This is a genomic window from Pseudomonas edaphica (assembly GCF_965277385.1).
In the GTDB taxonomy this organism is placed as follows: Bacteria; Pseudomonadota; Gammaproteobacteria; order Pseudomonadales; family Pseudomonadaceae; genus Aquipseudomonas; species Aquipseudomonas edaphica.
In genome coordinates this window covers 1,694,641-1,720,563 of record NZ_OZ255725.1, presented here as the reverse complement: position 1 = coordinate 1,720,563, position 25,923 = coordinate 1,694,641, and the positions used below count along the sequence as shown (strand labels likewise).

20 protein-coding genes are annotated in these 25,923 nt (G+C 60.9%); 11 read left to right on the top strand and 9 right to left on the bottom strand.

From position 1 onward, the window contains the following. Window positions 1-8 precede the first annotated feature (8 nt). The 10 genes from ACQY47_RS07745 to pcaC all read left to right on the top strand — a co-directional run bounded on the left by ACQY47_RS07745 (window position 9) and on the right by pcaC (window position 10,139). The gene (locus ACQY47_RS07745; RefSeq protein WP_428556788.1) at window positions 9-1,349 is read left to right on the top strand and encodes an MFS transporter; all 1,341 of its coding nucleotides are present in this window, start codon (window positions 9-11) and stop codon (window positions 1,347-1,349) included. A 359-nt stretch (window positions 1,350-1,708) separates the two neighbouring features. Then, a complete protein-coding gene (locus tag ACQY47_RS07740; protein ID WP_017137230.1) occupies window positions 1,709-2,566 on the top strand; it encodes a CoA transferase subunit A in 858 nt (285 codons plus the stop codon). Beyond that, window positions 2,566-3,345 (top strand): CoA-transferase subunit beta, encoded by a 780-nt coding sequence (locus ACQY47_RS07735; RefSeq protein WP_017137231.1) that lies wholly within the window; start codon window positions 2,566-2,568, stop codon window positions 3,343-3,345. Before ACQY47_RS07740 ends, ACQY47_RS07735 begins: the two co-directional genes overlap by 1 nt. After that, window positions 3,342-4,544: a 3-oxoadipyl-CoA thiolase gene (gene pcaF, locus ACQY47_RS07730; RefSeq protein ID WP_169985849.1), complete on the top strand. Its 1,203-nt coding sequence runs from the start codon at window positions 3,342-3,344 to the stop codon at window positions 4,542-4,544. Before ACQY47_RS07735 ends, pcaF begins: the two co-directional genes overlap by 4 nt. A gap of 17 nt (window positions 4,545-4,561) precedes the next feature. Then, complete coding sequence (pcaH, locus tag ACQY47_RS07725; RefSeq protein ID WP_017137233.1) at window positions 4,562-5,266, top strand: protocatechuate 3,4-dioxygenase subunit beta; 705 nt, start codon at window positions 4,562-4,564, stop codon at window positions 5,264-5,266. A 1-nt stretch (window position 5,267) separates the two neighbouring features. After that, entirely contained in the window at window positions 5,268-5,834 is a 567-nt protein-coding gene (gene pcaG / locus ACQY47_RS07720; RefSeq protein ID WP_428556785.1) for a protocatechuate 3,4-dioxygenase subunit alpha, read from the top strand. Window positions 5,835-6,023: 189 nt separating this feature from the next. Further along, window positions 6,024-7,319, top strand: a complete 1,296-nt coding sequence (locus tag ACQY47_RS07715) for an MFS family transporter (RefSeq protein WP_017137235.1) — start codon at window positions 6,024-6,026, stop codon at window positions 7,317-7,319. 9 nt (window positions 7,320-7,328) lie between these two features. Then, window positions 7,329-8,693 (top strand): 3-carboxy-cis,cis-muconate cycloisomerase, encoded by a 1,365-nt coding sequence (locus ACQY47_RS07710; protein ID WP_428556783.1) that lies wholly within the window; start codon window positions 7,329-7,331, stop codon window positions 8,691-8,693. Between the two features lie 10 nt (window positions 8,694-8,703). Further along, window positions 8,704-9,495 (top strand): 3-oxoadipate enol-lactonase, encoded by a 792-nt coding sequence (gene pcaD / locus ACQY47_RS07705; protein ID WP_017137237.1) that lies wholly within the window; start codon window positions 8,704-8,706, stop codon window positions 9,493-9,495. A 245-nt stretch (window positions 9,496-9,740) separates the two neighbouring features. After that, window positions 9,741-10,139 carry a 4-carboxymuconolactone decarboxylase gene (gene pcaC / locus ACQY47_RS07700; protein ID WP_017137238.1) on the top strand — a complete coding sequence of 133 codons (399 nt, stop codon included), beginning with the start codon at window positions 9,741-9,743 and terminating at the stop codon, window positions 10,137-10,139. 27 nt (window positions 10,140-10,166) lie between these two features. On the opposite strand, the gene ACQY47_RS07695 is transcribed toward pcaC, so the two are convergent. From ACQY47_RS07695 to ACQY47_RS07660, 8 genes are all read right to left on the bottom strand, one after another. After that, the gene (locus ACQY47_RS07695) at window positions 10,167-11,762 is read right to left on the bottom strand and encodes a M91 family zinc metallopeptidase (protein ID WP_428556780.1); all 1,596 of its coding nucleotides are present in this window, start codon (window positions 11,760-11,762) and stop codon (window positions 10,167-10,169) included. 110 nt (window positions 11,763-11,872) lie between these two features. Beyond that, a complete protein-coding gene (locus tag ACQY47_RS07690) occupies window positions 11,873-12,760 on the bottom strand; it encodes a polysaccharide deacetylase family protein (protein ID WP_017137240.1) in 888 nt (295 codons plus the stop codon). Between the two features lie 83 nt (window positions 12,761-12,843). Then, window positions 12,844-14,094: an OprD family porin gene (locus ACQY47_RS07685; RefSeq protein ID WP_428556778.1), complete on the bottom strand. Its 1,251-nt coding sequence runs from the start codon at window positions 14,092-14,094 to the stop codon at window positions 12,844-12,846. Between the two features lie 150 nt (window positions 14,095-14,244). Continuing rightward, complete coding sequence (locus ACQY47_RS07680; RefSeq protein WP_428556776.1) at window positions 14,245-15,930, bottom strand: J domain-containing protein; 1,686 nt, start codon at window positions 15,928-15,930, stop codon at window positions 14,245-14,247. Window positions 15,931-15,941: 11 nt separating this feature from the next. Continuing rightward, window positions 15,942-17,639, bottom strand: coding sequence for a molecular chaperone HscC (locus ACQY47_RS07675; protein WP_017137245.1), 1,698 nt, complete (start codon window positions 17,637-17,639; stop codon window positions 15,942-15,944). A 164-nt stretch (window positions 17,640-17,803) separates the two neighbouring features. After that, window positions 17,804-19,261, bottom strand: coding sequence for an AdeC/AdeK/OprM family multidrug efflux complex outer membrane factor (gene adeC, locus ACQY47_RS07670; protein ID WP_017137246.1), 1,458 nt, complete (start codon window positions 19,259-19,261; stop codon window positions 17,804-17,806). Further along, a complete protein-coding gene (locus ACQY47_RS07665) occupies window positions 19,258-22,419 on the bottom strand; it encodes an efflux RND transporter permease subunit (RefSeq protein WP_017137247.1) in 3,162 nt (1,053 codons plus the stop codon). Before ACQY47_RS07665 ends, adeC begins: the two co-directional genes overlap by 4 nt. Window positions 22,420-22,422: 3 nt before the next feature. Further along, a complete protein-coding gene (locus ACQY47_RS07660) occupies window positions 22,423-23,571 on the bottom strand; it encodes an efflux RND transporter periplasmic adaptor subunit (RefSeq protein ID WP_428556773.1) in 1,149 nt (382 codons plus the stop codon). Between the two features lie 265 nt (window positions 23,572-23,836). On the opposite strand from ACQY47_RS07660, the gene ACQY47_RS07655 reads away from it, so the two are divergent. Next, window positions 23,837-24,469 (top strand): TetR family transcriptional regulator, encoded by a 633-nt coding sequence (locus tag ACQY47_RS07655; RefSeq protein ID WP_017137249.1) that lies wholly within the window; start codon window positions 23,837-23,839, stop codon window positions 24,467-24,469. Window positions 24,470-24,864: 395 nt separating this feature from the next. On the opposite strand, the gene ACQY47_RS07650 is transcribed toward ACQY47_RS07655, so the two are convergent. After that, window positions 24,865-25,920, bottom strand: a complete 1,056-nt coding sequence (locus tag ACQY47_RS07650) for an alkene reductase (protein WP_170040890.1) — start codon at window positions 25,918-25,920, stop codon at window positions 24,865-24,867. Between the last annotated feature and the right edge of the window lie 3 nt (window positions 25,921-25,923).

The window sequence follows — 25,923 nt, the reverse complement described above, 5'->3', positions numbered from 1 at the left end:
TAAAAATAATGAATCAGCCTTCTGTCGGTACCACCCTGGACGTGCAGTCCTTTATCAACGCCCAGCCACTCTCGCGTTACCAGTGGCGTGTGGTAATCCTGTGTTTCCTGATTGTCTTCCTCGATGGCCTCGACACCGCTGCCATGGGCTTTATTGCGCCTGCGCTGTCCCAGGACTGGGGCATCGACCGCGCCAGCCTCGGCCCGGTAATGAGTGCCGCGTTGATCGGCATGGTGTTTGGTGCGCTCGGTTCCGGCCCGCTGGCGGACCGTTTTGGCCGCAAAGTGGTGCTGGTGAGTGCGGTGTTGGTGTTTGGCGCATTCAGCCTGGCCTCGGCCTACAGCAGCAACGTCGACCAACTGCTGGTGTTGCGCTTCCTGACCGGGCTGGGCCTGGGCGCAGGGATGCCGAACGCCACGACGCTGCTGTCCGAATACACCCCCGAGCGCCACAAATCGTTGCTGGTGACCAGCATGTTCTGCGGTTTCAACCTGGGCATGGCCGGCGGCGGGTTTATCTCGGCCAAGCTGATCCCGGCGTTTGGCTGGCATAGCCTGCTGCTGATCGGCGGCATTCTGCCGTTGATTTTGGCGGTGGTGCTGTTGGTATGGCTGCCGGAATCGGCGCGTTACCTGGTGGTGCGCAACCGTGGCACCGACAAGGTGCGTAAAACCTTGTCTCCCATCGAACCCACGATTGTTGCCCAGGCGAGCAGCTTCAGCGTGCCCGAGCAAAAAACTGTCAAGGCGCGCAACGTGTTCGCGGTGATCTTCTCCGGCACCTACAGCGCCGGCACCCTGCTGCTGTGGCTCACCTACTTTATGGGCCTGGTGATTGTTTACCTGCTGACCAGTTGGTTGCCGACCCTGATGCGCGACAGCGGCGCCAGTATGGAACAGGCTGCCTTTATCGGCGCGTTGTTCCAGTTCGGCGGCGTGCTGAGCGCGGTCGGCGTGGGCTGGGCAATGGACCGCTTCAACCCACACAAGGTTATCGGCACGTTCTACCTGCTGGCCGGGGTATTTGCCTACGCAGTCGGGCAGAGCCTGGGCAATATCACACTGTTGGCGACCTTGGTGCTGATCGCCGGGATGTGCGTCAACGGCGCGCAATCGGCAATGCCATCCCTGGCCGCGCGCTTCTACCCGACACAGGGCCGCGCCACCGGTGTGTCGTGGATGCTTGGCATTGGCCGCTTTGGCGCGATCCTTGGCGCGTGGATGGGCGCCACCTTGCTGGGCCTGGGCTGGAACTTCGAACAGGTGCTGACGGCGCTGGTGATTCCGGCGGCGTTGGCCACGGCTGCCGTGGTGATCAAGGGTATGGTCAGCCATGCGGATGCGACCTGATCCCCGCGCGATTCAAGTGGGCGCTAAATTGTGTGGGAGCTGGCTTGCCTGCGATGCAGACACCTCTGTCTGTCAGGTAAACCGTGGTGATGCAATCGCAGGCAAGCCAGCTCCCACATAAGCCAGCTCCCACATAAGCCAGCTCCCACATAAGCCAGCTCCCACATAAGCCAGCTCCCACATAAGCCAGGCCCTCAGACTGAGCGAGTTTTCGTAAACGATTAGCTAGACAACAATCCGTTCGATAATCGAACGCTGAGTCGATTATCGGATTGTTTGGCCCATTTGCCCGGCTTAATCTTCAAGCACTTCGGCGCCACCTCAGCGCCTTTTTCGATCAACACCGGGAGCCCAACCCCATGGCTGAAATTCTCACCCTGCGTGATGCGGTCAAGCGCTTCGTGAACGACGGCGATACCGTCGCCCTCGAAGGCTTCACTCATCTGATCCCTACGGCAGCGGGTCATGAAATCATTCGTCAGGGCAAGAAAGACCTGACGCTGGTGCGCATGACGCCTGACCTGATCTACGACCAGTTGATCGGTGCCGGCTGCGCGCGCAAGTTGATTTTCTCCTGGGGCGGCAACCCGGGCGTGGGTTCCCTGCATCGCCTGCGCGACGCCGTTGAAAAGCAATGGCCGCAGCCGCTGGAGATCGAAGAACACAGCCACGCCGACCTGGCCAATGCCTACGTCGCCGGCGCCTCGGGCCTGCCGTTTGCGGTGCTGCGCGCTTATGCCGGCTCCGACCTGCCCAAGGTCAACCCGCTGATCAAAACCGTGACCTGCCCATTCACTGGCGAAGTGCTGGCGGCCGTGCCGTCGGTGCGTCCGGACATCACCGTGATCCACGCACAAAAGGCCGACCGCAAGGGCAATGTGCTGCTCTGGGGCATTCTCGGTGTGCAGAAGGAAGCGGCCCTGGCGGCCAAGCGTTGCATCGTCACCGTCGAAGAAATCGTCGATGACCTGAATGCGCCGATGAACAGCTGCGTACTGCCGACCTGGGCCTTGACTGCGGTGTGCCATGTACCCGGTGGTGCGCACCCGTCCTACGCCCACGGCTACAACGAGCGCGACAACCGCTTCTATCAGGCGTGGGACCCGATCGCCCGCGACCGTGGGACCTTTACCGCGTGGATCGACGAATACATCCACGGCACCGCTGACTTCAGTGAATTCCAGGCCAAGCTGGCCCACGCGCAGGAGGCCAAGTAATGGCTTACTCGACCAATGAAATGATGACCGTCGCCGCCGCGCGCCGCCTCAAGAACGGCTCGGTGTGCTTTGTCGGCATCGGCTTGCCTTCCAAGGCCGCCAACCTGGCACGCCTGACCTCGTCGCCGGACGTGGTGCTGATTTACGAATCCGGCCCGATTGGCGCCAAGCCAAGCGTATTGCCGCTGTCGATCGGTGACGGCGAACTGGCAGAAACCGCCGACACGGTCGTGCCGACCGGTGAGATTTTTCGCTACTGGCTGCAAGGCGGGCGCATCGACGTCGGCTTTCTCGGCGCCGCCCAGGTCGACCGCTTCGGCAATATCAACACCACCGTGGTGGGCGACTATCACCAACCCAAAGTGCGCCTGCCGGGTGCCGGTGGCGCGCCGGAGATTGCCGGTTCCGCCAAGAGTGTGTTGATCATCCTCAAGCAGTCGGCGCGTTCGTTTGTCGACAAGCTGGACTTCATCACCTCGGTCGGCCATGGCGAAGGCGGTGACTCACGCAAACGCCTGGGCCTGCCTGGCGCCGGCCCTGTAGGGATTATTACCGACCTGTGCATCATGGAGCCGGAGGAGGGCAGCCATGAGTTTGTGGTCACCGCGCTGCACCCTGGCGTCACCCGTGAACAAGTGGTGGCAGCCACCGGTTGGGCAATTCGTTTTGCCGACCACGTAAGCACCACCGCCGAGCCGACCGAGGTGGAGCTGACCGCGCTGCGTGATCTCGAAGCGCGCACTGCCGCCGCCCACGGCCAAGCACCGGGAGAAGCCTGATGCGCGACGTCTTTATTTGTGATGCCATCCGCACGCCCATCGGCCGTTTCGGCGGTGGCTTGTCCACGGTGCGCGCCGATGACTTGGCAGCCTTGCCAATCAAGGCACTGATCGAGCGCAACCCGTCGGTGGACTGGAGCGCGGTCGACGAAGTGTTCCTTGGTTGCGCCAACCAGGCCGGTGAAGACAACCGCAACGTCGCGCGTATGGCGTTGCTGTTGGCGGGCTTGCCGCAAAGCATTCCGGGCGTGACCCTCAACCGCCTGTGCGCCTCGGGCATGGACGCGATCGGCACGGCCTTCCGCGCCATCGCCAGCGGCGAGATGGAGCTGGCGATTGCCGGTGGCGTCGAGTCGATGTCCCGTGCGCCGTTCGTGATGGGCAAGGCTGACGCGGCGTTTTCGCGCAACATGAAACTGGAAGACACCACCATCGGCTGGCGTTTTATCAACCCGTTGATGAAGGCCCAATACGGCGTGGATGCGATGCCGCAAACGGCCGATAACGTCGCCGACGACTACAACGTGTCCCGCGCCGATCAGGACGCCTTCGCCCTGCGCAGCCAGCAACGCACCGCCGCCGCGCAAGCCGCCGGGTTCTTTGCTGAAGAAATCGTGCCGGTGCGCGTCGCCCATAAAAAAGGCGAAACCGTGGTGGAGCACGACGAGCATCCACGCGACACCACCCTGGAGGCCCTGGCCAAACTCAAGCCGGTCAATGGCCCGGATAAAACCGTCACCGCCGGCAATGCGTCGGGCGTGAATGACGGTGCGGCGGCGCTGATTCTGGCGTCTGCCGAAGCGGTCAAAAAGCACGGCCTCACCGCCCGCGCTCGCGTATTGGGCATGGCCAGCGCCGGCGTTGCGCCGCGTGTAATGGGCATCGGCCCGGTGCCGGCGGTGCGCAAACTGGTGGAGCGCCTTGGTTTGGCGGTCACCGACTTTGACGTGATCGAACTCAACGAAGCCTTCGCCAGCCAAGGCCTGGCGGTGCTGCGTGAACTGGGGATCGCCGACGATGCCGCGCAGGTCAACCCGAACGGCGGCGCCATCGCCCTTGGCCACCCGTTGGGCATGAGCGGCGCGCGGTTGGTGCTGACGGCACTGCATCAGTTGGAGAAAACCGGCGGCCGCAAAGGCCTGGCGACCATGTGTGTGGGCGTCGGCCAAGGCCTGGCCCTGGCGATTGAACGCATCTGATAAGAGAGGATTGCTCCATGAGTGACAAGCCCGGTTACCGGCGCCCGCAAGCGGGCACCCAACCTGATTACCTGCACCCGGCCTACCAGTCGACGAACCTGCGTTCGCCCTCCCAGCCATTGGTGTTTCTGCCGCACTCCTTGTCGGAAATCACTGGCCCGACCATCGGCGCAGAGCGGATCAACGAGAAGGACAACGACCTCACCGCCCAGCACGAAGGCGAGCCCCAGGGCGAACGCATCATCATCCACGGCCGTGTGCTGGATGAAAACGGCCTGCCGGTGCCGGGCATTCTGGTGGAGATCTGGCAGGCCAACGCCGCCGGTCGCTATAACCACAAGCGCGACCTGCACGATGCGCCGCTGGACCCGAACTTTACCGGCACCGGCCGCACCGTCACCGACGCCGACGGCTGGTATCAGTTCCAGACCATCAAGCCCGGCGCCTACCCGTGGGGCAACCACCACAACGCGTGGCGCCCGGCGCATATCCACTTCTCGCTGTTTGGTCCCAGCGTGCTGACGCGGCTGGTCACGCAGATGTATTTCCCCGGTGACCCGCTTCTGGAATACGACCCGATCTACAACTGCGTGCCGGACACCAGCGCCAAGCAGCGTCTGATCGCACGTTTTGATCTGGAAAAAACCATTCCGTCCTATGCCCTCGGCTATCGCTGGGACATCGTTTTGCGCGGCCGCGACGCCACGCCGATGGAGAAATGAGATGACCCTCAATGCGACCACGTCCCACACCGTCGGGCCGTATTACCACATCGGCCTGACCTGGCTGAACCGCGAAGACCTGACCGTGCCGGCCACCTTGGGCGAGCGCGTGGCAATCAGCGGGCAGGTGGTGGACGGCAACGGTGATGTCGTCAACGACGCCATGCTGGAAGTCTGGCAAGCCAATGCCGCCGGCAAGTACGACCACCCCGAAGACGAGCAGGCCAAGGCCATCGACCCCAACTTCGAAGGGTTTGGCCGGGTGCCGGTGGATGCCGAAGGCCGCTTTCGGTTTACCACCATCAAGCCGGGCAGTGTGCCGGGCCTGCAAGGCACGACCCAGGCGCCACACCTGGTGGTGTTGGTATTTGCCCGTGGTTTGGTCAAGCACCTGCTGACGCGGATCTATTTCGACGGTGAAGCGTTGAATGGCGATGACCCGTTGCTGGCGTGTGTGCCTGCTGAGCGTCGCGGCACGTTGATTGCCAAGCCGGATGCGCAGGGTGTGCATCAGTGGAATGTGATTTTGCAGGGCACAGACAAGGAGACGGTGTTCTTCGATTATTGAGTTGAGCTGGCGGGCGCCATCGCGGGCAAGCCCGGCTCCCACATTTTGAACTGTGAACAGGTTCAAAGGTGGGAGCTGGCTTGCCTGCGATGGCGCCCTCAAGGCCGCACCTATGCAAAAGTCTGCTTGCGGAACATGGTTGTTGCAAAGTATGTCTAGGCTATAACCGTTCCCACTGAGTAAAAAAACATGACAACAAAAACGAGTCACTACACCGGAGAAGAACGCAGCAAACGGATTTTTGCGATTGTCGGGGCCTCCTCCGGCAACCTGGTCGAATGGTTCGACTTCTACGTCTATGCCTTCTGCGCGATTTATTTTGCCCCGGCGTTTTTCCCCTCGGACGATCCCACGGTCCAGTTGCTCAACACCGCCGGGGTGTTTGCTGCCGGATTCCTGATGCGACCCATCGGTGGCTGGCTGTTTGGCCGAGTGGCCGACAAGCACGGGCGCAAAAACTCGATGATGATCTCGGTGCTGATGATGTGCGCCGGTTCGCTGGTCATCGCCTTTTTGCCCACCTACAAAGATATCGGCGCCTGGGCGCCGGCCTTGCTGCTGGTGGCGCGCCTGTTCCAGGGTCTGTCGGTGGGTGGCGAATACGGCACCACGGCGACCTACATGAGTGAAGTGGCACTCAAGGGCCAGCGCGGCTTTTTTGCGTCATTCCAATACGTGACCCTGATCGGCGGCCAATTGCTGGCGGTGCTGGTGGTGGTGATCCTGCAACAGATCCTGAGTGAAGAAGAACTGCGCGCCTGGGGCTGGCGTATTCCGTTCGTGATCGGTGCCATTGCTGCGGTGATCTCCCTGCTGCTGCGTCGCACCTTGAAAGAAACCACCAGCAAGGAAATGCGTGAAGACAAAGACGCCGGCAGCATCGTCGCGCTGTTCCGCGACCACGGCAAAGCCTTCATTACCGTGCTGGGCTACACCGCCGGTGGCTCGTTGATTTTCTACACCTTTACCACGTACATGCAGAAATACCTGGTGAACACCGTGGGCATGCACGCCAAGACATCGAGCTACATCATGACCGGCGCGCTGTTCCTGTACATGTGTATGCAGCCGCTGTTCGGTATGTTGGCGGACAAGATCGGTCGACGTAATTCGATGCTCTGGTTCGCAGGCCTGGGCACGCTGTTCACCGTGCCGATCCTGCTGACCTTGAAAACCGTCACCAGTCCGTTCCTGGCCTTTGTGCTGATCACCCTGGCTTTGGCGATCGTCAGCTTCTACACCTCGATCAGCGGCCTGGTCAAAGCGGAGATGTTCCCGCCGCAGGTGCGCGCACTGGGTGTGGGCCTGGCGTATGCGGTGGCGAATGCGATTTTTGGTGGTTCGGCCGAAGTCGTTGCGTTGAGCCTGAAATCCATTGGCATGGAAAATACCTTTTACTGGTACGTCACCGCGATGATGGCGGTCGCTTTCCTGTTCAGCCTGCGTCTGCCCAAACAGGCGGCTTATCTACATCACGACCTCTAGGGATGAGTTATGACACTGCGCACGAGCAATCAACTGTTCGACGCTTACTTCACCGCTGACAGCATGGCCGAGGTGTTCTGCGACCAGGGACGTTTGCAGGGCATGCTGGATTTCGAAGCGGCGCTGGCCCGGTCCGAGGCCCGGGTCGGATTGATTCCGCAAGCCGCCGTCGCACCGATTGCCCAGGCGTGCCTGGCTTCGCTTTACGATGTGGATGCCCTGGGCGAGGCGATTGCCTCGGCGGGGAATTCGGCAATTCCGCTGGTGAAGGCCTTGGGCAAGTTGATTGCCGCTGAAGATGCCGGTGCCGAGCGTTACGTGCACCTGGGCGCGACCAGCCAGGATGTGATGGACACCGGGCTGGTGCTGCAACTGCGCCAGGCGTTCGCGCTGATTGAAGCGGACCTGGCGCAATTGGGCGAGGTGCTTGCTGCCCAGGCCCAGCGTTATGCCGACGTACCTTTGGCTGGGCGGACCTGGCTGCAGCATGCGACGCCGGTCACGCTGGGGATGAAAATTGCCGGGTGGCTGGGCGCGGTGACGCGCAGTCGCCAGCGCCTGGCCGAGCTGAAGCCGCGCTTGTTGGTGCTGCAGTTCGGTGGCGCGTCCGGCACCCTGGCGGCACTTGGTGAGCACGCCATGCCGGTGGCGCACGCCTTGGCGGCTGAGTTGCAACTGGGCTTGCCCGAGCAACCCTGGCACACCCAACGTGATCGGCTGGTGGAGTTTGCCAGTGTGCTCGGCCTGATCGCCGGCAGCCTTGGCAAACTGGGGCGCGACCTCAGCCTGCTGATGCAGACCGAAGCGGCGGAAGTGTTCGAGCCGTCTGCGCCGGGCAAGGGCGGCTCATCGACCATGCCGCACAAGCGCAACCCGGTGGGCGCCGCCGTGTTGATCAGCGCTGCCACCCGCGTGCCGGGGCTGGTGGCGACGATGTTCAGCGCTATGCCCCAGGAGCACGAGCGCAGCCTGGGCCTGTGGCACGCCGAGTGGGAAACCCTGCCAGAGATTTGTCGGCTGGTGTCCGGTGCCTTGAAACAGGCGCTGTTGGTGAGCCAAGGCTTGGAGGTCGACCCCGAGCGCATGGCGCACAACCTCGACCTGACCCAAGGCCTGGTGCTGGCCGAAGCCGTGAGTATCGTGCTTGCCCAACGCCTGGGCCGCGAGACCGCTCACCATCTATTGGAGCAATGTTGTAAACGCGCCGTCGCCGAACGGCGACATCTGCGCGCGGTTCTGGCGGACGAAGCACAGGTCACCGCCGAGTTGTCGGCGGTGGAACTGGACCGCCTGCTCGATCCGGCCCATTACTTGGGCCAGGCTCAAACCTGGGTTACCCGTGCGGTGACCGACCATTTTGCTTTGACTGCGTAAGGAGACCGCCGTGGCATTTGTACAACTGGCCGAAGGCCCATTGCATTACCAACTGGACGGGCCTGAGGGCGCGCCGGTGCTGGTGTTGTCCAACTCGTTGGGCACCGACCTGCATATGTGGGACATCCAGATCCCGGCCTTCACCCAGCACTTTCGCGTACTGCGTTTCGATACCCGTGGCCATGGCAAATCCCTGGTCACCGAAGGGCCGTACAGCATCGAGCAGCTGGGTCGCGATGTGATTGCGTTGCTCGATGCGCTGGATATTCAGCGTGCGCATTTTTGCGGGCTGTCCATGGGCGGCCTGATCGGCCAATGGCTGGGCATCCACGCAGGTGATCGCCTGCTGCGCCTGGTGGTGTGCAACACCGCCGCCAGGATCGGCACGCCGGAGATCTGGAACCCGCGAATCGAGATGGTTTTGCGTGACGGTGCGGCAGCCATGGTAGCGCTGCGCGATGCGTCGATTGCACGCTGGTTTACCGCCGATTTCGCCGCCGCCAACCCGCACCAGGCCCAGCAGATTACCGACATGCTTGCCGCCACGTCGCCCCAAGGTTACGCCGCCAACTGCGCAGCCGTACGCGATGCGGATTTGCGCGAGCAACTGTCCACGATCCAAGTGCCGACCCTGGCGATTGCCGGCACCGAAGATGCCGTTACGCCGCCGGCCGGCAGCCGCTTTATCCAGAATCAGATCAAGGGCGCCGAGTACGCCGAGTTCTACGCGGCGCACCTGTCCAACGTACAGGCCGGCGCCGCGTTCAGCGACCGCGTGCTGGCGTTCCTGTTGGCTGATTAAACCTGTGGCAGCGAGCTTGTTCTGGAGAGCTGACGTGTTCTGTATAGCAGGCTTGTTGTGACAGACAGGCTTGTTGTGGCGAGCAGGCTTGCCCTGCGTTGGGCGGCGAAGCGGCCCTGATACAGCCACCGCGTTCTTCCCGATGAACCGCATCGCCAGGTTTTGGGGCCGCTTCGCGCCCCAGCGCAGAGCAAGCCTGCTCGCCACACGTGTTCGAGCTTCTATCAAATGTTTAAGGAGTTTTTGTGGACGAGAAACAACGTTATGCCGATGGCCTGCAAGTGCGTCGCGAAGTGCTGGGCGATGCCCATGTCGACCGCAGCCTCAATGCTCTGACCGAGTTCAACAGCGAGTTCCAGGAAATGATCACCCGCCACGCCTGGGGTGATATCTGGACCCGCCCCGGCCTGCCTCGGCATACCCGCAGCCTGATCACCATCGCCATGTTGATCGGCATGAATCGTAGTGAAGAATTAAAACTTCACCTGCGTGCCGCCGCCAGCAACGGCGTGACACGCGCCGAGATCAAGGAAGTGCTGATGCAGAGCGCGATCTACTGCGGGATACCGGCAGCCAATGCGACGTTCCACTTGGCCGAGTCGGTGTGGGATGAGCTGGGCGTCGAGTCACGGGAGTCGGTTTGATCAACCCACTCCCTCGCTCAATACCCCTCAGGTGTAGGTAGTGCGTAACTGACGGCGCATCTCCTCTCGAAACCCATTTTCGGAAAACGGCTTGGGGTTTGTTGTACTCGGTTCGGCCGCGGGGTGACCTACAAAATTAAATGGCTGAGCAACGGTAAACAGTCCTACGGCTTGCCGTTCATCATTGGGTTCACCGTCGGGGTTCTCCGGTATGGCGGTGCTGCCTGCGAGGAACGTTCCCGAGGCGCCATTATAGGCGTGGGCCATTTCGTGATAGAGGGCGTTGACGGGTGCGCTGTCTGCATCCAGCGAATACGAGGGGTTGTATTGTATCTGCGCACCCGTTGCGACGGCGCCAGCTTGTTGGTGTGTGATGAAGCCTTGGGCCGCAGGTGCCAGCGTATCCATAGAGTGACCTGCTTCGAGGTGGTTGCGAATGGCCGCATTACTGAAGTAGTAGCTGCCGTTGTCCTCCGTCAATTCAGTAATGCGTACCGGGGAATCATTCCGCTGAGCCGCGGCGTCGGCAGTACCGAGCATTCTCTTGCCTTGCCGGGATATTCTTAGCAGCTCCATATCGTCTTCTACGTTTTGTACGAACTCGGCAGAGCCCTCAATCACATAGCCACTTTTGCCCACCTCGCTGTGTTGCGTGTGAACGCGCTGGGAGCCCGGGGTACGATGAACCTCGTCCGACGGTTTGGCGTAGATGACGGTATTGTCGTTATCAGACCTGACGATGTTTTTGTCGCGCCCGGTGTAAATTGTGGCGGGGCCATTTGTGACGATCAGGTTTTCACCTTTGCCACCGTGCAGGACTGTCGGGATTTGAGTGTCGTTGCGCGTGACAATCATGAAGTCGTGACCGTCGCCGCCGTCCATGAACAGGCGACGATCAGCCGAGCCTTTTCCTGCCTGCATACGGTCATTGCCATTGTTGCCTTTCAGGACACCGTTCCCGGTGCCGGCGATCAACACGTCATTGCCATCGTTACCGAATGCGATGCCGTCGCCGCTCCCAAGCCTGAGCAAATCGTTCCCCGCACCGCCATAGAGGCGGGTGTCTCCTGCGCCGGCACGCGCGTAATCATTGCCGGCGCCGAGCTCGATGCGAATGGCGTTTTTAACTTCAGGATCGATCAGAACACAATCGTCGCCCCCGTTGGTCCTGATGCGTAAGGGTTGCGATTCACTGCCGTCAGGGGACGTCAGCAGGTTCAGTTGATAGGGCTTATTGTTGATGGTCGCGATCAGACTATGACCCGGGCCTTTTTTAATGGTTACCTTGTCGGCACGGTTACCGGTCTCGATTACAAGTTCGTTGGAGGACGAGCCTATCGGCTTGCCGTTTTCGCTCATGTAGGCGATTTCCTGGTAGAACTTCACGTGCTTGTCGTGTCGCAATACGTCGGTGTTGATGTATTTTTTTTGGGTACTGTCCAGCGGATGCTGATCGGGAGTGAGTTTGGAATGCGAGGATAGGTATAGAAAATCTATCGGTCTGTCGCGCCCCACGTAGTAGGAACGCCGGGCACTGATCTCAATGGGCGCTTGCGATGCTGTTGGCGTTGTATCCGGGAGGGCAATCGAATGCTGATTAAGCGATGGCGAAGTGACGTTCATGGGATTCTCTTTTTTATTGACGTCCCTATGTGTGTTGGCGGCGTGAACTTGAGTTCCCCATGAGCGGCAAGCGCAAGTAGCAGCAAATATAACCGGTCGTCGCAGAGCGACTAATGCGAGTCCGCATCCCACACCCAGTTCCACACCCCCGGCAGATGCACTACTTCATTCATATCCTTGACTGTGCGTGCCAGCGCTGCGCGTTCCAGCGTGGCGTGGTCGGTGTAGAACGGCTCGGCTGCGACCTTCATGCCATTGATCCGAGCGCTGTCCATCAGGATTTGCAAGTACTCCTGCATGTGTCGCGCGGTGTAACGGTTGATATCGTGGAAGGTCACCACCACGGGTATCACGCCGTCCACCGTTGGCAATTCGCCCAGAGCAATGCGTTCGCGCACCACAGACAGTTGCCGATACAAGTTCGCTCGCCGGCGTGGGCTGCCATTGAAACCCCAGATTTTTCCGTCATTGGCACTCAGGTCAGTCAGCAGCACATGCATGCCGTGGCGCTGGTAGGCGGCGAAGGTGCGCCGGTCGTAGTTCCAGAAGGGTGGGCGTACCAGCGTGGGCGCAGTGCCAGTGATCGACGCAATGTCGGCTGCGCCCTCGGTGAGGGTGCTTTCCAGCTCGGCGTCATTGAGCCAACGGTGGTTGGTGTGAAACGCCGTGGCTGTGTGAAAGGCCAACACATGCCCGGCGGCGTATTCGCGCTCCATGGTCTTGCGACCCCGCAGGCTGCCACCGGAGCGGGACGCTTCGGTCTGCAGGAAAAATACCGCCTTGATGCCCGGCAGTATCGGGTTGTGCAGCAAATCGGCCATCACTGACCGGCTGGGGTTGTTATAACCCGAGGCGCTGGGGCCGTCATCGAAGGTCAACAAAAAGCGGATGGGCGCCTGAGCCTGCAAGCGTTGCGCCGTCTGCGGCGTCAGGACGACAGGTGCGCCGATGCAGCCGCAAAGGCTCAGAGCCAGGACCAGCATGGCGAAGAATTTCATGGTGTGCATGCGCTCGAATAGAGGCCGCTGCTGGGCGGATCAGCAGCGGCAGGCGCGCACCATACAGTAAGTCCGACGCTGGTTTACAGCAGACTTATCGGGTAGCTGACGATCAACCGGTTCTCATCAAATTCGTTGTTGCTGTAATCACGACGCATCGTGGAGTTGCGCCAGCGCACATTGAGGTTCCTGAAGGTGCCGCTTTGCACCGTATAGCCCACTTCGCTCTCGCGCCCCCATTCCTTGCCGTCGGTGATGGTGCCGGTATGCACGTTGCTACCGCTGATATAACGGTTCATCAAAGTCAGGCCAGGTATGCCCAGCGCGGCGAAGTTGTAGTCGTGGCGCACTTGCCAGGACTTTTCCTGGGCGTTGTCGTAGCTGGAGTTATAGCTGTCGTTGGCCAGGGTGCCGCCGCTGGTGCCGTTGACGCGCATCCAGGCACTGTTGCCGGTGAGTTTTTGCAGGCCGACATAGAAGGTGTTGCCGCCGTAACGGGCGGAGAAAAGGCCGGACCAGGTCTTGTTGTCCAGCTCGCCTGCGCGGGCGCTGCCGTCGTCCTTGCCGTAGAAGAACCCGAGGTTGGCGCCCAGGGTCCAGTCGCCTATGGGTTGGCTGTGGATCAAGTTGATGTATTGCTGGCTGTAGATGTCCTTGAGCTGGGCATTCCACACGCCGACTTGGGTGCGTTTGTCGTTGAACGCGTATTCACCGCCCTGGAAGTTGAAACGGTCGGAGGTGAAGGCGGTTTTACCGACCATCGACATGTCGGTCATGCTGCTGTCGTCGCGTGGGCTGTTGGCGCGGAACTGGCCGCCATAGAGGGTCAGGCCGTCGATCTCCTTTGAGGTGATCTGCCCGCCACGCAGGGTTTGCGGCAGGGAGCGGCCGTCGTCCGAGCGCAAAATCGGCAGCACCGGCATCCATTCGCCGACCTTGACTTCGGTCTTGGAGATTCGCGCCTTGAACGCGACCCCAAGACGCCCGAAGTTATCCGCCGGGCGGCCGTCGCGGTCCAGCGGCAATAGCTGGGTGCCGCCGGTGCCGCGCCCGCCATCGAGCTTTTGCGAGTACATGCCCAATACATCCACACCGAAACCCACCGTGCCCTGGGTGAAGCCGGAGCGGGCATCGAGGATAAAACTCTGCGTCCACTCCTGCGCGCCACCCTGAGTTTTGGTCGGGTTGGTGTAATTGCGGTTGAAGAAGAAGTTGCGCAGGTTGAGGTTGGCGCTGGCGTCTTCGAGAAAGCCGTGTTCTTCGGCGGCGACGGGCAGGGCAAGGCTGGCGACAGCGGTTGCCAGCAATAGCTGGCGCGGGCGGAACGTGCTCATGGTGTTGGACCTGTTGTTATTGGGTTTATGCAGGTGCCGGCCATGGTGCGGGGCGGTGCGGGGGCGATGAAAGTGGGGGAGGGCGGGTTGTGGGCGATGATCGAACGCAAGTTGCGGGCCAGCGCACTACGCTCAGGCCCGATCTTCTTGTTACCGTTTTGGCAGGTCGATATGTGTCCATGGCACAGTTGGCAGGTAATGCTGCGCGACGATGATCACCGCCACCATCACCACCAGGAATACCACTTGCAGCGGGCTCCAGAAGGCCCAATGCAGACCATTGAGCCACGGATAGTTGAGGCTTTTCTCACCCATGTGGCCGATGCGTTTGCTGTGCAGCAGGTTGATCAGCAGCATCCCGGCATAAGTAATCGCCCCCAGAATCCCCAGCATCAGCCCGCAAGCCACGAGCATGGCCAATTGCGGGATGCCGTGGCGTAACACCAGCCAGTACTGGTTGGGGTTGACGCGCTTAGGGATCAAATACTGGCTCAGCCACAGGTCCGCAACCATAAAGGACGAACTCATCCAGACCCACACCTGCGTGATCCGAAAGAAAACCGCGGCCGGCAAGATCGCCAATGCCACTAAGATGAGTACGACCCCGAAGTCCAGCTCTTCGGTTTGAACGTGAGCGAGGTTCAGGACAGCGGCCAAGGCAAAGATCGCCCAGAGCCGGATAAGCACTTGGACGTAAATCGGTCGTGGGACGAATTTGCGCCAGAAGAACAGGTCGCTTTGGGGCAGGCGTTCGATCAACTGCGGATAACGCCAGGTCAGGGTTTCGCCCAGATGCTGGCAAGCGTTCCATTCGTTTTGGCCAAACGTGCCGATGATGCTCATCTGTTGGGTTGCGGTCATGGGCGTGAGCAACAAGCGCGCGGCCAGGGCGTCGGCGCTGGTGCGCCGGGTGTCCTGGGCTTTGTCCTGGAGGTTGATATAAAAGCTTTCCTGCTCGCAACGCGACACCAAGCCACGCCACATCCACTCAGGTTCCGGGTACACGCCTTTCTGGTCGTCCCAGCCAAAGGCCTGGCACACGCGTTCAAACAGCGGCACGCTCCATTGGGTGTCGTGCAGCAGTTGCAGAATAATGCGCTGCCACTGTTGCTGCTGATCGAACACCCGCAGCCAGGCTTGCTCGTTGTACTGCGTCAGTTGGGTGATGAACTCGCGCTCGGCCTTTTGCTCCAGCAGTTCCTGCAAGGTGCGGCGGTAGTCCTGCAGCAGCTCGCTGGTGAGGGCTTCGTGCTGCCACGGGGTCATCACCACCTGTTGCCAGGGCGTCAGCCATTCCAGGTGTTGCATCGCCCAACCGGCAATTGCACTGCGCTCGCCGGGGGCTTCAAAGCAATGGCGCAGCAGGCCGGCCTGGAATGTTTCTTCGCAGCTCTGCTGTTGGGCCTGGGCCCAGCGTTCATCGAGGTTGTGCAGGTTCACTCCGGCGAGCAGCGCGTGGGCCGGGTCGGGCTTTGGCGCTTCAAACGCGGCGGGGCTGAGTGGGCTGATGTTCATCAGCTCGGCGAGGTCATACGCGTTTTTCGCCATGGGCGGTTCGAACGACGCAGGACTCAAGGGGCGAACGTCCATCAGTTCAGCCAGATCGTTGAGATTGCCGTGTGCCTGTTCGGCCATCGGCGCCTCGACGGTTTCCACTTCCTCGTTGTCGGCCCGCCAGCGCGCGATGTTCAGCGCCTGTTCATAGGCCTCGCGCAGGCGCTGGAAACCCTCGGCGTCATCGTCCGGGCGGCAGCTTTTCAGCAGTCGCGCGTAGGTGCGCTTGATGGTCCGTTCGTCGGCATCGTCTGCCAGTTGCAACACTGTCCAACAGTCCATGTGGATTTCCTTCAGCGCCAGAACCCGTTATCGAGTTGCTCAAGTTGTCGGGTCAGCTCGCTGCGGGCCTCACGGATGCGGCGTTCGTCCTGGGTGTCGAGCACTTGCTGGAACTGCGCGGCCCAGTGTCCGAGTTGCTCACGCAATTCGCCGAGGTTTTCCTGGTAGAGCCGCTCGAGGCGGGCGGTCAGCACGGTGTTGACCTGCTGGTCGCGCGGGTGAATTTTCAACAATGCCAACGCTTGCAGGCGTTGCTGGATCTCTTGCGGGCTGAGCACGCCGGGGTTGTTCTCGATCACCAGCGAGTGCTGCTCACCGGTCAGCGGGATGTTCACCTGGGCTTCGAGCAAACCGTTGTTGTCGTAGGTGAAGCGCACGTCCAGTGAGACTTCGCCAGCCTTGCGCTTGGGCACGGGGATTTCCAACTGGCCCAGTTCGATGTTGTCTTTCACCAGGCGACTTTCGCCTTGGTAGATTTTCAGCAGCACGCGGGGCTGGTCGTCGTAGAGCGTGACCACGCTTTTGACCCGGCTCACCGGCACGCTGCTGTTGCGTTCGATCAACGGCAGGTAATGCCCGCTCTCGATATGGCCGCCGTACTGGTTCGAGGTTTCGATACCCAGGGTGTAGGGGCAGACGTCGGTCAGCACGATTTCTTCCAGCGCCGCCGAGCGGGCCTTGAGCGCGGCCTGGATCGCCGCGCCGTGGGCGACCACCTGGTCCGGGTCGAGGCTGATGGACGGGAAACGCCCGAACAAACCTGCGGCCAGTTTGCGCACCAGCGGCATGCGCGTGGTGCCGCCGACCAGCAGGATTTCATCGAGGTCGCCGACGCGAATCCGTGCGTCGCGCAGGGCGCGTTCAATCGGTGCGCGCAGGCGTTCCAACAACGGCGTGTAGAGCTTGGCGAGTTCGGCCTGGGTGATGGTTGTGACCCACTGTTGGCCATCTATACGCAGGGCGAACTCGGCGCTGTCGTCCTGACCCAAGGCTTTGCGCACGCGCTCGGCTTCGCGGCGCAGGGCTTGCAATACACTGCTGGTGGGCGGGAAACCCTGGGCATTGCGCTGGCTGTCGACGAAGTGTTCCAGCAACAACGTGTCGAAGTCTTCGCCACCCAGGAAGTTGTCGCCGGCGCTGGCGCGTACTTCCATCACACCGTCGAACAGCTCGATGATCGACACGTCAAAGGTGCCGCCGCCGAGGTCGAAGACCAGGAACGAGGTTTCCTTGTCACGCTGGTGCAAGCCATAAGCCAAGGCGGCGGCGGTGGGTTCGTTGATCAGTTTTTCAACATTGAGCCCCGCCAGTTCACCGGCAATGCGCGTGGCTTTGCGCTGGCCGTCGCTGAAGTAGGCGGGCACGCTGATCACTGCTTCGGTGACGGTTTGGCCGTAGGTGCGCTCGATGTCTTCTTTGAGGCTTTTGAGGACCAGCGCCGACAGCTCTTCGGGGCGGAACGAGCGGTCGCCCAGGCGCACTTCGGTGGCACTGCCCATGTAGCGCTTGAACAGCGACGTGGTCAGGAGTGGGTGAGTATGCAGGCGTTCCTTGGCGGCTTGGCCCACCAGGATACGGCCTTGATCATCCAGGCCGACCACGCTGGGGGTCAGCAACTGGCCAAGCGCATTGGGCACCATTTCGGCCGCATCGCCGCGCCACACGGCGGCCAGGCTATTGGTCGTCCCCAGGTCGATTCCTACGATCATTACGACAAGCTCCCTCTGTGGTCTGTAAGAATCTGTTACTAATTTTACCCTGAAAGGTTGAAGGGAAGGCAAGCCAGCGCCCACCTTTGATTCGCGCTGATTAACGACATGGCAAAAAAAAACCGCTTCCGGTAAGGGAAGCGGTTTTATCTACATCAGCACGATCAGAACAACTTCAGCGCCGGTGCTTCTTCTTTCAACGGCTCGTTCTTCGCGGTCTGCTCGTTCCAGCCGCCGCCGAGGGCCTTGTACAGGTTGACCTCGCTGTTGAGCTGCGCCAGGCGGTCGGTGATCAGCGATTGCTGGGCACTGAACAGTTGGCGCTGGGCGTCGAGGAAGGTCAGGTTGCTGTCGACACCAATGCGGTAGCGACGCTCGGCCAGGCGGTAGTAATCCTGGTTGGCCGCAACGAAGCCGCGCTGAGCATCCAACTGCTGCTTGTAGGTCTCGCGGGCGGCGAGGCCGTCGGAGACTTCCTGGAAGCCGGTCTGGATCGCCTTCTCGTAGTTGGCCACGTTGATCTCTTTCTGGATCTTCGAGTAGTCCAGGCTTGCGCGCAGGCTACCGGCGTTGAAGATCGGGATGTTGATCTGCGGGGCAAACGACCAGGTGCCCGAACCGCCTTTGAACAGGCCACCCAGGGTAGGGCTGGCGGTACCGGCGCTGGCAGTCAGGCTGATGCTCGGGAAGAACGCAGCACGGGCCGCGCCGATATTGGCGTTGGCGGCCTTGAGGTTGTACTCGGCCTGCACAATGTCGGGACGACGTTGCAGCAGGTCCGAGGGCAACCCGGCAGGCACTTCGCTGAGCAGGTCATCCGACAGCGGCTTGCTGGTGATATTGGCTGGCAGGCCAGTGCCCAGCAACAGGGTCAGGCTGTTTTCGTCCTGTGCCACCTGACGCGTATAGCGCGCCAATTGAACACGGGCGTTTTCCACCGAGGTGCGTGCCTGGCTGAGGTCGAGGGCCGAGGCCACGCCGACTTCGTTGCTGCGCGAGGTCAGCTTGAAGCTCTGCTCAAACGCGCCGAGGGTGTCCTGGGTCAGCTTGAGCAGTTCCTTGTCGGCCTGCCAGGTCAGGTAGGCATTCGCCACACTGGCCACCAGGCTGATCTGGGTGCTGCGCCGCGCTTCTTCAGTGGCGAAGTACTTTTGCAGCGCTTCTTCACTCAGGCTGCGCACGCGGCCGAACAGGTCCAGCTCATACGAACTGATACCCAGGCCGGCCGAGTACTGGCTGGAGATGCTCGATTCGCCGGTCTGTGACAACTTGGCCGGGGTGCGCGAGCGGCTGCCGCTGCCGGTGGCCGAAACCGCCGGGAACAGGTCGGCACGCTGGATCTGATACTGCGCCGCATAAGCGTCGATGTTCAGGGCAGCGACACGCAGGTCACGGTTGTTGACCAACGCGGTCTGGATCAGCTGTTGCAGGGCAGGGTCATGGAAAAACTGCTTCCAGCCCTGCTCGGCAGCGGCCTGGCTCGGCGCCTGGGCCGACGAGTACGCCGGCCCCTGCGGGAACTGGGCTGCTACCGGCGCTTCAGGGCGCTGGTAGTCAGGGATCAGCGAGCAGCCACTGAGCACGAATGCGGTGACGGCTAAGGAAAGTAGCGACTTGCTCATTGGCCAGCCTCTTTAGGAGTTTCAGTAGTGTCTTTCTTTTTGCGTTCGCCAGCGGCGGATACAGTTGCGTAGAACAGCGGCACCCAGAAGATCGCCAGCACAGTGGCCGTGATCATACCGCCGATCACGCCGGTACCGATCGCATGCTGGCTGCCTGAGCCTGCGCCCGTGGAGATCGCCAGCGGCAATACGCCGAGCATGAACGCCAACGAGGTCATGATGATCGGGCGCAGACGCATGCGGGACGCTTCGATAGCCGCCTCGACGATGCCTTTGCCTTGCTCATGCAGCTCTTTGGCGAACTCCACGATGAGGATGGCGTTTTTCGCCGCCAGGCCCACCGTCACCAACAGGCCCACCTGGAAGAACACGTCGTTGGACAAGCCGCGCAGGCTGGTGGCGATCAACGCACCGATCACCCCCAAAGGTACCACCAGAATCACCGCGATCGGGATCGACCAGCTTTCGTACAGTGCCGCCAGGCACAGGAACACTACCAGCAGCGACAGTGCGTACAGCGCTGGCGCCTGGGAGCCGGAAAGGCGCTCTTCGTACGACAGGCCTGTCCAGGCATAACCAACACCGGCCGGCAGTTCTTTGGCAATGCGTTCGACTTCGGCCATTGCATCACCGGTACTGTAGCCAGGTGCCGGGGTACCGAGGATTTCCATCGCCGCTACACCGTTGTAGCGCGAAAGCTTGGGCGAACCGTAGATCCACTTGCCCGACGAGATGGCCGACAGCGGCACCATTTTCCCGTCGTTGCTGCGCACGTACCATTTGTCCAGGTCTTCCGGCGACATGCGGCTGGCGGCGTCACCTTGTACATACACCTTTTTCACGCGACCACGGTCGATGAAGTCGTTGATGTAGCTGCCACCCAAGGCAATGGCCAGTGTCTGCTGGATATCCGCTAGGCTGATGCCCTGGGCACTGGCCTTCTCGTCGTCAACGGTCAGCTCGTACTGCGGCTCGTCGTTCACGCCGTTAGGACGTACGCCGGCCAGCACCTTGCTTTGTGCCGCCGCACCCAGGAATTGGTTACGTGCAGCCATCAGCTTGTCGTGGCCGACGCCACCCTGGTCTTGCAGGAACACGTCGAAACCAGTGGCGTTACCCAGCTCCAGTACCGAAGGCGGCACGATGGCGAAGACCATGGCGTCCTTGAAGGCCCCGAAGAAGTAACCCTGCGCACGCTTGGCCACTTCGAATACCGATTGGGTAGAGTCACGCTCATCCCACGGCTTGAGCATCACGAATGCAAGCCCCGAGCTCTGGCCACGACCGGCGAAGTTAAAGCCGTTCACGGTAAACACCGACTTCACCGCCTTGCCTTCGCCTGGCTCGCCTTCCTTGTCGTTCAGCAGGAAGGCGCGCATGTCGTCGACGACTTTTTGCGTGCGCTCAGCCGAAGCACCGACCGGAGTCTGCACCTGGGCGAAGATCACACCCTGGTCTTCCTCAGGCAGGAACGCGCTTGGAATACGGGTGAACATCCAGATCATGCCGGCCAGGATCAGCGCATACACCAGGAATGCCGGAATCTTGTGCTTGATCATGCCGCCCACGCCGCGCTCGTACTTGAGTACGCCACGGTCGAAGGTGCGGTTGAACCAGCCGAAGAAGCCGCGCTTGGGCTGGCCGTGTTTTTCCGGATCAATCGGCTTGAGCATGGTGGCGCACAAAGCCGGGGTGAAGATCAGGGCAACCATTACCGACAAGGCCATCGCCGAAACGATGGTGATGGAGAACTGCCGGTAGATCACACCAGTGGAACCACCGAAAAACGCCATCGGCAGCAGTACCGCCGACAGTACCAGGGCAATACCCACCAGGGCGCCCTGGATCTGGCCCATGGACTTGATCGTCGCTTCCTTGGGCGACAGGTGCTCCTCGGCCATCACCCGTTCGACGTTTTCCACCACGACGATGGCATCGTCCACCAGCAAGCCGATGGCCAGGATCATGCCGAACATGGTCAGGGTGTTGATGGTGAAACCGCACGCCGCCAGGATCCCGAAGGTACCCAGCAATACCACCGGTACGGTCATGGTGGTGATGATGGTGGCACGGAAGTTCTGCAGGAACAGGAACATCACCAGGAACACCAGCACGATCGCTTCGACCAGGGTGTGAACCACACCGGAGATCGATTCGGTCACTACCGGGGTGGTGTCATATGGCACCACCGCCTTCATGCCAGGCGGGAAGAACGGTTCCAGGGACTTCACTGTTTCGCGGATGGCCTTGCCGGTGTCCAGTGCGTTGGCACCGGCCGCCAGCTTGATCGCCATACCCGAAGCCGGCTTGCCGTTGAACTGCGCACTGATGCTGTAGTTCTGGCCGCCCAGTTCGATGCGTGCGAGGTCACCCAGGCGAACCTGCGAGCCGTCGGTGTTCACCTTCATCAGGATCTTGGCGAATTCCTCGGTGCTTTGCAGGCGCGTCTTGCCGATGATCGTGGCGTTCAGCTGGGTGCCGGGCAGGGCAGGCAGGCCGCCCAATTGGCCGGTGGCCACCTGCACGTTCTGGGCCTTGATGGCATTGCTGACGTCCACTGGCGTGAGCTGGTAGTTGTTCAGCTTGGCCGGGTCGAGCCAGATACGCATGGCGTACTGCGAACCGAACACCTGGAAGTCACCCACCCCCGCGGTACGGGAGATCGGGTCCTGGATGTTGGACACGATGTAGTTGGAGAGGTCGTCCTTGGTCATGCTGCCGTCTTCCGACACCAGACCGATCACCATCAGGAAGTTCTTCACCGACTTGGTCACGCGGATACCCTGTTGCTGCACTTCTTGCGGCAGCAGTGGGGTCGCCAGGTTCAGCTTGTTCTGTACCTGGACCTGGGCGATATCCGGGTTGGTACCCTGGTTGAACGTCACGGTGATGGTCATGCTGCCGTCGGAGTTACTGTCCGAGGAGACATAACGCAGGTTGTCGATACCGTTGAGCTGTTGTTCGATCACCTGCACCACGGTGTCCTGCACGGTTTGTGCGGACGCGCCTGGGTAGGTCACCTGGATGTCGATGGCGGTCGGCGCAATGGCCGGGTATTGGTTGATGGGCAACTTCAGGATCGAGAGTGCCCCGACCAGCATGATCACCAGGGCAATTACCCAGGCGAAAATGGGACGGTCGATAAAAAATTTCGACATGGATTACTCCCCTTTACCAGCATCGGCAGCAGGCGCTGCGGCAGTGCCGGCGGGTTTGGCGTTGTCAGCGTCTTTAACCTTGACTTCGATGCCCGGCTTGATGAACTGCAGGCCTTCGGTGATCACGCGGTCACCGGCATCCAGGCCCTTTTCCACCAGCCAGTAGGCGCCGGCAGTGCGGTTGGCAACCAGTTGACGCTGCTCGACCTTGTTGTCCTTGTTCACGATCAGCGCAGTCGGGATGCCCTTGAGGTCACGGGTCACGCCTTGCTGAGGTGCCAGGATGGCCTTGCTGTTCACACCGGCTTGCAGCTGGGCGTGAACGAACATGCCCGGCAGCAGGGTGTGGTCAGGGTTGGGGAACACCGCGCGCAGGGTCACGGAGCCAGTAGTCTGGTCCACCGACACTTCGGAGAACTCCAGCTTGCCGTCCTGGGCGTAGGCGGTGCCGTCTTCCAGGGTCAGCTTGACCTTGGCAGCGTTGTCGCCGGCTTTTTCCAGCTGGCCGCTTTCGAGGTCGCGGCGCAGTTTCAGCATTTCTGCCGAAGACTGGGTGACGTCGACGTAGATCGGGTCCAGTTGCTGAATCACGGCCATGGCATCGGCCTGGCCATTGCTGACCAGCGCGCCTTCGGTGACCGAAGAACGACCGATACGCCCGGAGATCGGCGCGAACACTTTGGTGTAGCGCACGTTGATCTGGGCGGTTTGCATGTCGGCTTCAGCCGTCATGCGGTTGGCCACGGCGGTGTCGTATTCCTGACGGCTGACGGCTTGCTCATCGACAAGTTGCTTGTAGCGGTCGGTGATGGACTTGGTCTGGGTCAGTTTCGCTTGAGCGCTTTTGAGGGTGGCGTCATACACCGACGGGTCGATCTGGTAGAGCTGTTGCCCTTCCTTCACGTCGCCGCCTTCCTTGAACAGGCGCTTGAGAATGATGCCGTTCACCTGGGGACGAACTTCCGCGATGCGGTAGGCAGTGGTGCGGCCTGGCAGCTCGGATGTCAGGGTAAAGGCTTGCGGTTGAATAGTGACCACGCCGACCTGAGGGGTTTGAGCGGGCGGAGCCGCTTCTTCCTTTTTACATCCGCTGAGCAGCGATGCCAGGGCGACGGCAGTGACCAGAGCGGTAACAGCTGGCTTAAGTTGCATGAAGATCCTCGGGTCAGGCGCGCAAAATGCGCACAAGAAGTGTGGAAGGGTAAAAAACAAGCCGTGAGTGGATAAGTAGCTTGCTACGCAATATACTTACGTTCACGGTTGTTTGTAAACTCTTGACAGGCTTCGCGGATTGTTGACAAAGCATCCGCCAAAGCCTCGATTTTAGTACGTTCGGCGCCCAAGACGACGTCGTCCCACAATTATTCAGATGATGCTCAAGCACCATCCACAGTGTCCTGATTGAGGTTTTACTGCCATGGTTCGTCGCACCAAAGAGGAAGCTCAGGAAACGCGCAGCCAGATTCTCGACGCCGCCGAGCAAGCCTTTTATCAACGCGGAGTGGCCCGCACCACGCTGGCGGACATCGCCGCGTTGGCCGGGGTGACGCGCGGGGCTATCTATTGGCATTTCAGTAACAAGTCCGATTTGCTCCAGGCACTGCTCGACACGCTGCACGAACCCCTGGACGAATTGGCCCGGGCCAGTGAAAGCGAGGATGAAGTCGACCCGCTGGGCTGTATGCGCAAGCTGTTGATCCATCTTTATCATCAAGTGGCCCTGGACCCGAAAACCCGGCGCATCAACGAAATCCTGTTTCATAAGTGCGAGTTCACCGATGAAATGTGCGACATGCGGCGCCAACGCCAGACCCATAGCCTGGAGTGCAACCTGCGTATCAGCCTGACACTGCGCAACGCGGTCCATCGCGGGCAACTTCCGGAAAACCTCGACACCACGCGTGGCGCGGTGTGCATTCATGCCTATATTCACGGCCTGATTGGCCAATGGCTACTAGTCCCCGACAGCTTCCAGTTGCATCAGGACGCCGAACGCTGGGTTGACGCAGGGCTGGACATGCTGCGCTTGAGCCCTAGCCTACGCAATTAAGACAAAATGCGTAATTGCATCCAGTTGTGTCAACAGTAAAGTCCAGAGACAGTCAATCGTCCCTTCGCAGGATTTGTGGGGTGACTTTATATACGGGCTGGCGGGCGGTTGATAGGTAGCCGCCTAAGTATTTTGTAGCGATTTTGTTGCAAGGCTGTGAAGGAATGTTTCCCAGCCTTTATACGATCGTTCCCACGCAGAGCGTGGGAACGCTCAAATGTGGGAGCTGGCTTGCCTGCGATGCAGGCACCTCGGTGAGTCAGTTACACCGCAGCGATGCTATCGCAGGCAAGCCAGCTCCCACATAAACTTGCTCCCACAGTAGATCTGCGGCGTTTTTCAGGTGTAATAAAGCCCCGGTTGTTGCCAGCCGGGGCTTTTTGCGTTTCAGGCGATTACAGCGCCAGCGTGGGGTAGTCGATGTAACCCACTGGGCCTTTGCCGTAGAAGGTTTCCGGGTGCGGTTCGTTCAACGGCGCATCGGCCTTCAGGCGCGCCGGCAGGTCCGGGTTGGCAATGAACGGCACGCCGAAGGCCACTGCATCGGCCTTGCCGGCCGCCAGCCAGGCGTTGGCGCTGTCTTTGGTGAAGCGCTCGTTGGCGATGTACGGGCCACCGAAGGCTTTTTTCAGTTGTGGACCGAGGCTATCGCCGGCTTCTTTTTCACGGGAGCAGATGAAGGCGATGCCACGCTTGCCCAGCTCGCTGGCGACGTAGGTGAAGGTTTCCGCCAAATTGTCGTCGCCCATGTCGTGGGAGTCGGCGCGTGGTGCCAAATGCACACCCACACGGCCGGCGCCCCAGACTTCAATGGCGGCGTCGGTCACTTCCAGTAGCAGGCGAGCACGGTTTTCCAGGGAGCCACCGTAGTTGTCGGTGCGCTGGTTGGTGCTGCTTTGCAGGAACTGGTCGAGCAGGTAGCCGTTGGCGCCATGGATCTCCACGCCGTCAAAGCCTGCGGCCTTGGCGTTTTCAGCGCCGACGCGATAAGCGTCAACGATGTCGGCGATTTCAGCGGTTTCCAGGGCGCGTGGCGTCGGGTAGTCGGCCAGCGGGCGAACCAGGCTGACGTGGCCTTTAGGCTGGATGGCGCTCGGTGCCACCGGGGTTTCGCCGTTGAGGTACGACTCATGGGAGATACGGCCCACGTGCCACAATTGCAGGAAAATCTTGCCGCCCGCGCCGTGTATAGCCTTGGTTACATTGGCCCAGCCGCGAACCTGGTCGTTGGACCAGATACCCGGTGTGTCCGGGTAGCCAACGCCCAGCGGCGTCACGGAGGTGGCTTCGCTGAGGATCAGCCCGGCGGAAGCGCGTTGCACGTAGTACTCGGCCATCAGCGCGTTGGGTACGCGGCCTTCATCGGCGCGGCAGCGGGTCAGCGGCGCCATGATGATGCGGTTGGACAATTGCAGGTCGCCCAGTTTGATCGGATCGAAAATAGTCGTCATGGG

Excerpts from the sequence above, each read along its gene's own strand:
- ACQY47_RS07745 (WP_428556788.1), top strand. The coding sequence starts at position 9 with ATGAATCAGCCTTCTGTCGGTACCACCCTGGACGTGCAGTCCTTTATC.
- ACQY47_RS07740 (WP_017137230.1), top strand. The coding sequence starts at position 1,709 with ATGGCTGAAATTCTCACCCTGCGTGATGCGGTCAAGCGCTTCGTGAAC.
- ACQY47_RS07735 (WP_017137231.1), top strand. The coding sequence starts at position 2,566 with ATGGCTTACTCGACCAATGAAATGATGACCGTCGCCGCCGCGCGCCGC.
- pcaH (WP_017137233.1), top strand. The coding sequence starts at position 4,562 with ATGAGTGACAAGCCCGGTTACCGGCGCCCGCAAGCGGGCACCCAACCT.
- pcaG (WP_428556785.1), top strand. The coding sequence starts at position 5,268 with ATGACCCTCAATGCGACCACGTCCCACACCGTCGGGCCGTATTACCAC.
- ACQY47_RS07715 (WP_017137235.1), top strand. The coding sequence starts at position 6,024 with ATGACAACAAAAACGAGTCACTACACCGGAGAAGAACGCAGCAAACGG.
- ACQY47_RS07710 (WP_428556783.1), top strand. The coding sequence starts at position 7,329 with ATGACACTGCGCACGAGCAATCAACTGTTCGACGCTTACTTCACCGCT.
- ACQY47_RS07695 (WP_428556780.1), bottom strand. The coding sequence starts at position 11,762 with ATGAACGTCACTTCGCCATCGCTTAATCAGCATTCGATTGCCCTCCCG.
- ACQY47_RS07690 (WP_017137240.1), bottom strand. The coding sequence starts at position 12,760 with ATGAAATTCTTCGCCATGCTGGTCCTGGCTCTGAGCCTTTGCGGCTGC.
- ACQY47_RS07685 (WP_428556778.1), bottom strand. The coding sequence starts at position 14,094 with ATGAGCACGTTCCGCCCGCGCCAGCTATTGCTGGCAACCGCTGTCGCC.
- ACQY47_RS07680 (WP_428556776.1), bottom strand. The coding sequence starts at position 15,930 with ATGGACTGTTGGACAGTGTTGCAACTGGCAGACGATGCCGACGAACGG.
- ACQY47_RS07675 (WP_017137245.1), bottom strand. The coding sequence starts at position 17,639 with ATGATCGTAGGAATCGACCTGGGGACGACCAATAGCCTGGCCGCCGTG.
- adeC (WP_017137246.1), bottom strand. The coding sequence starts at position 19,261 with ATGAGCAAGTCGCTACTTTCCTTAGCCGTCACCGCATTCGTGCTCAGT.
- ACQY47_RS07665 (WP_017137247.1), bottom strand. The coding sequence starts at position 22,419 with ATGTCGAAATTTTTTATCGACCGTCCCATTTTCGCCTGGGTAATTGCC.
- ACQY47_RS07660 (WP_428556773.1), bottom strand. The coding sequence starts at position 23,571 with ATGCAACTTAAGCCAGCTGTTACCGCTCTGGTCACTGCCGTCGCCCTG.
- ACQY47_RS07655 (WP_017137249.1), top strand. The coding sequence starts at position 23,837 with ATGGTTCGTCGCACCAAAGAGGAAGCTCAGGAAACGCGCAGCCAGATT.
- ACQY47_RS07650 (WP_170040890.1), bottom strand. The coding sequence starts at position 25,920 with ATGACGACTATTTTCGATCCGATCAAACTGGGCGACCTGCAATTGTCC.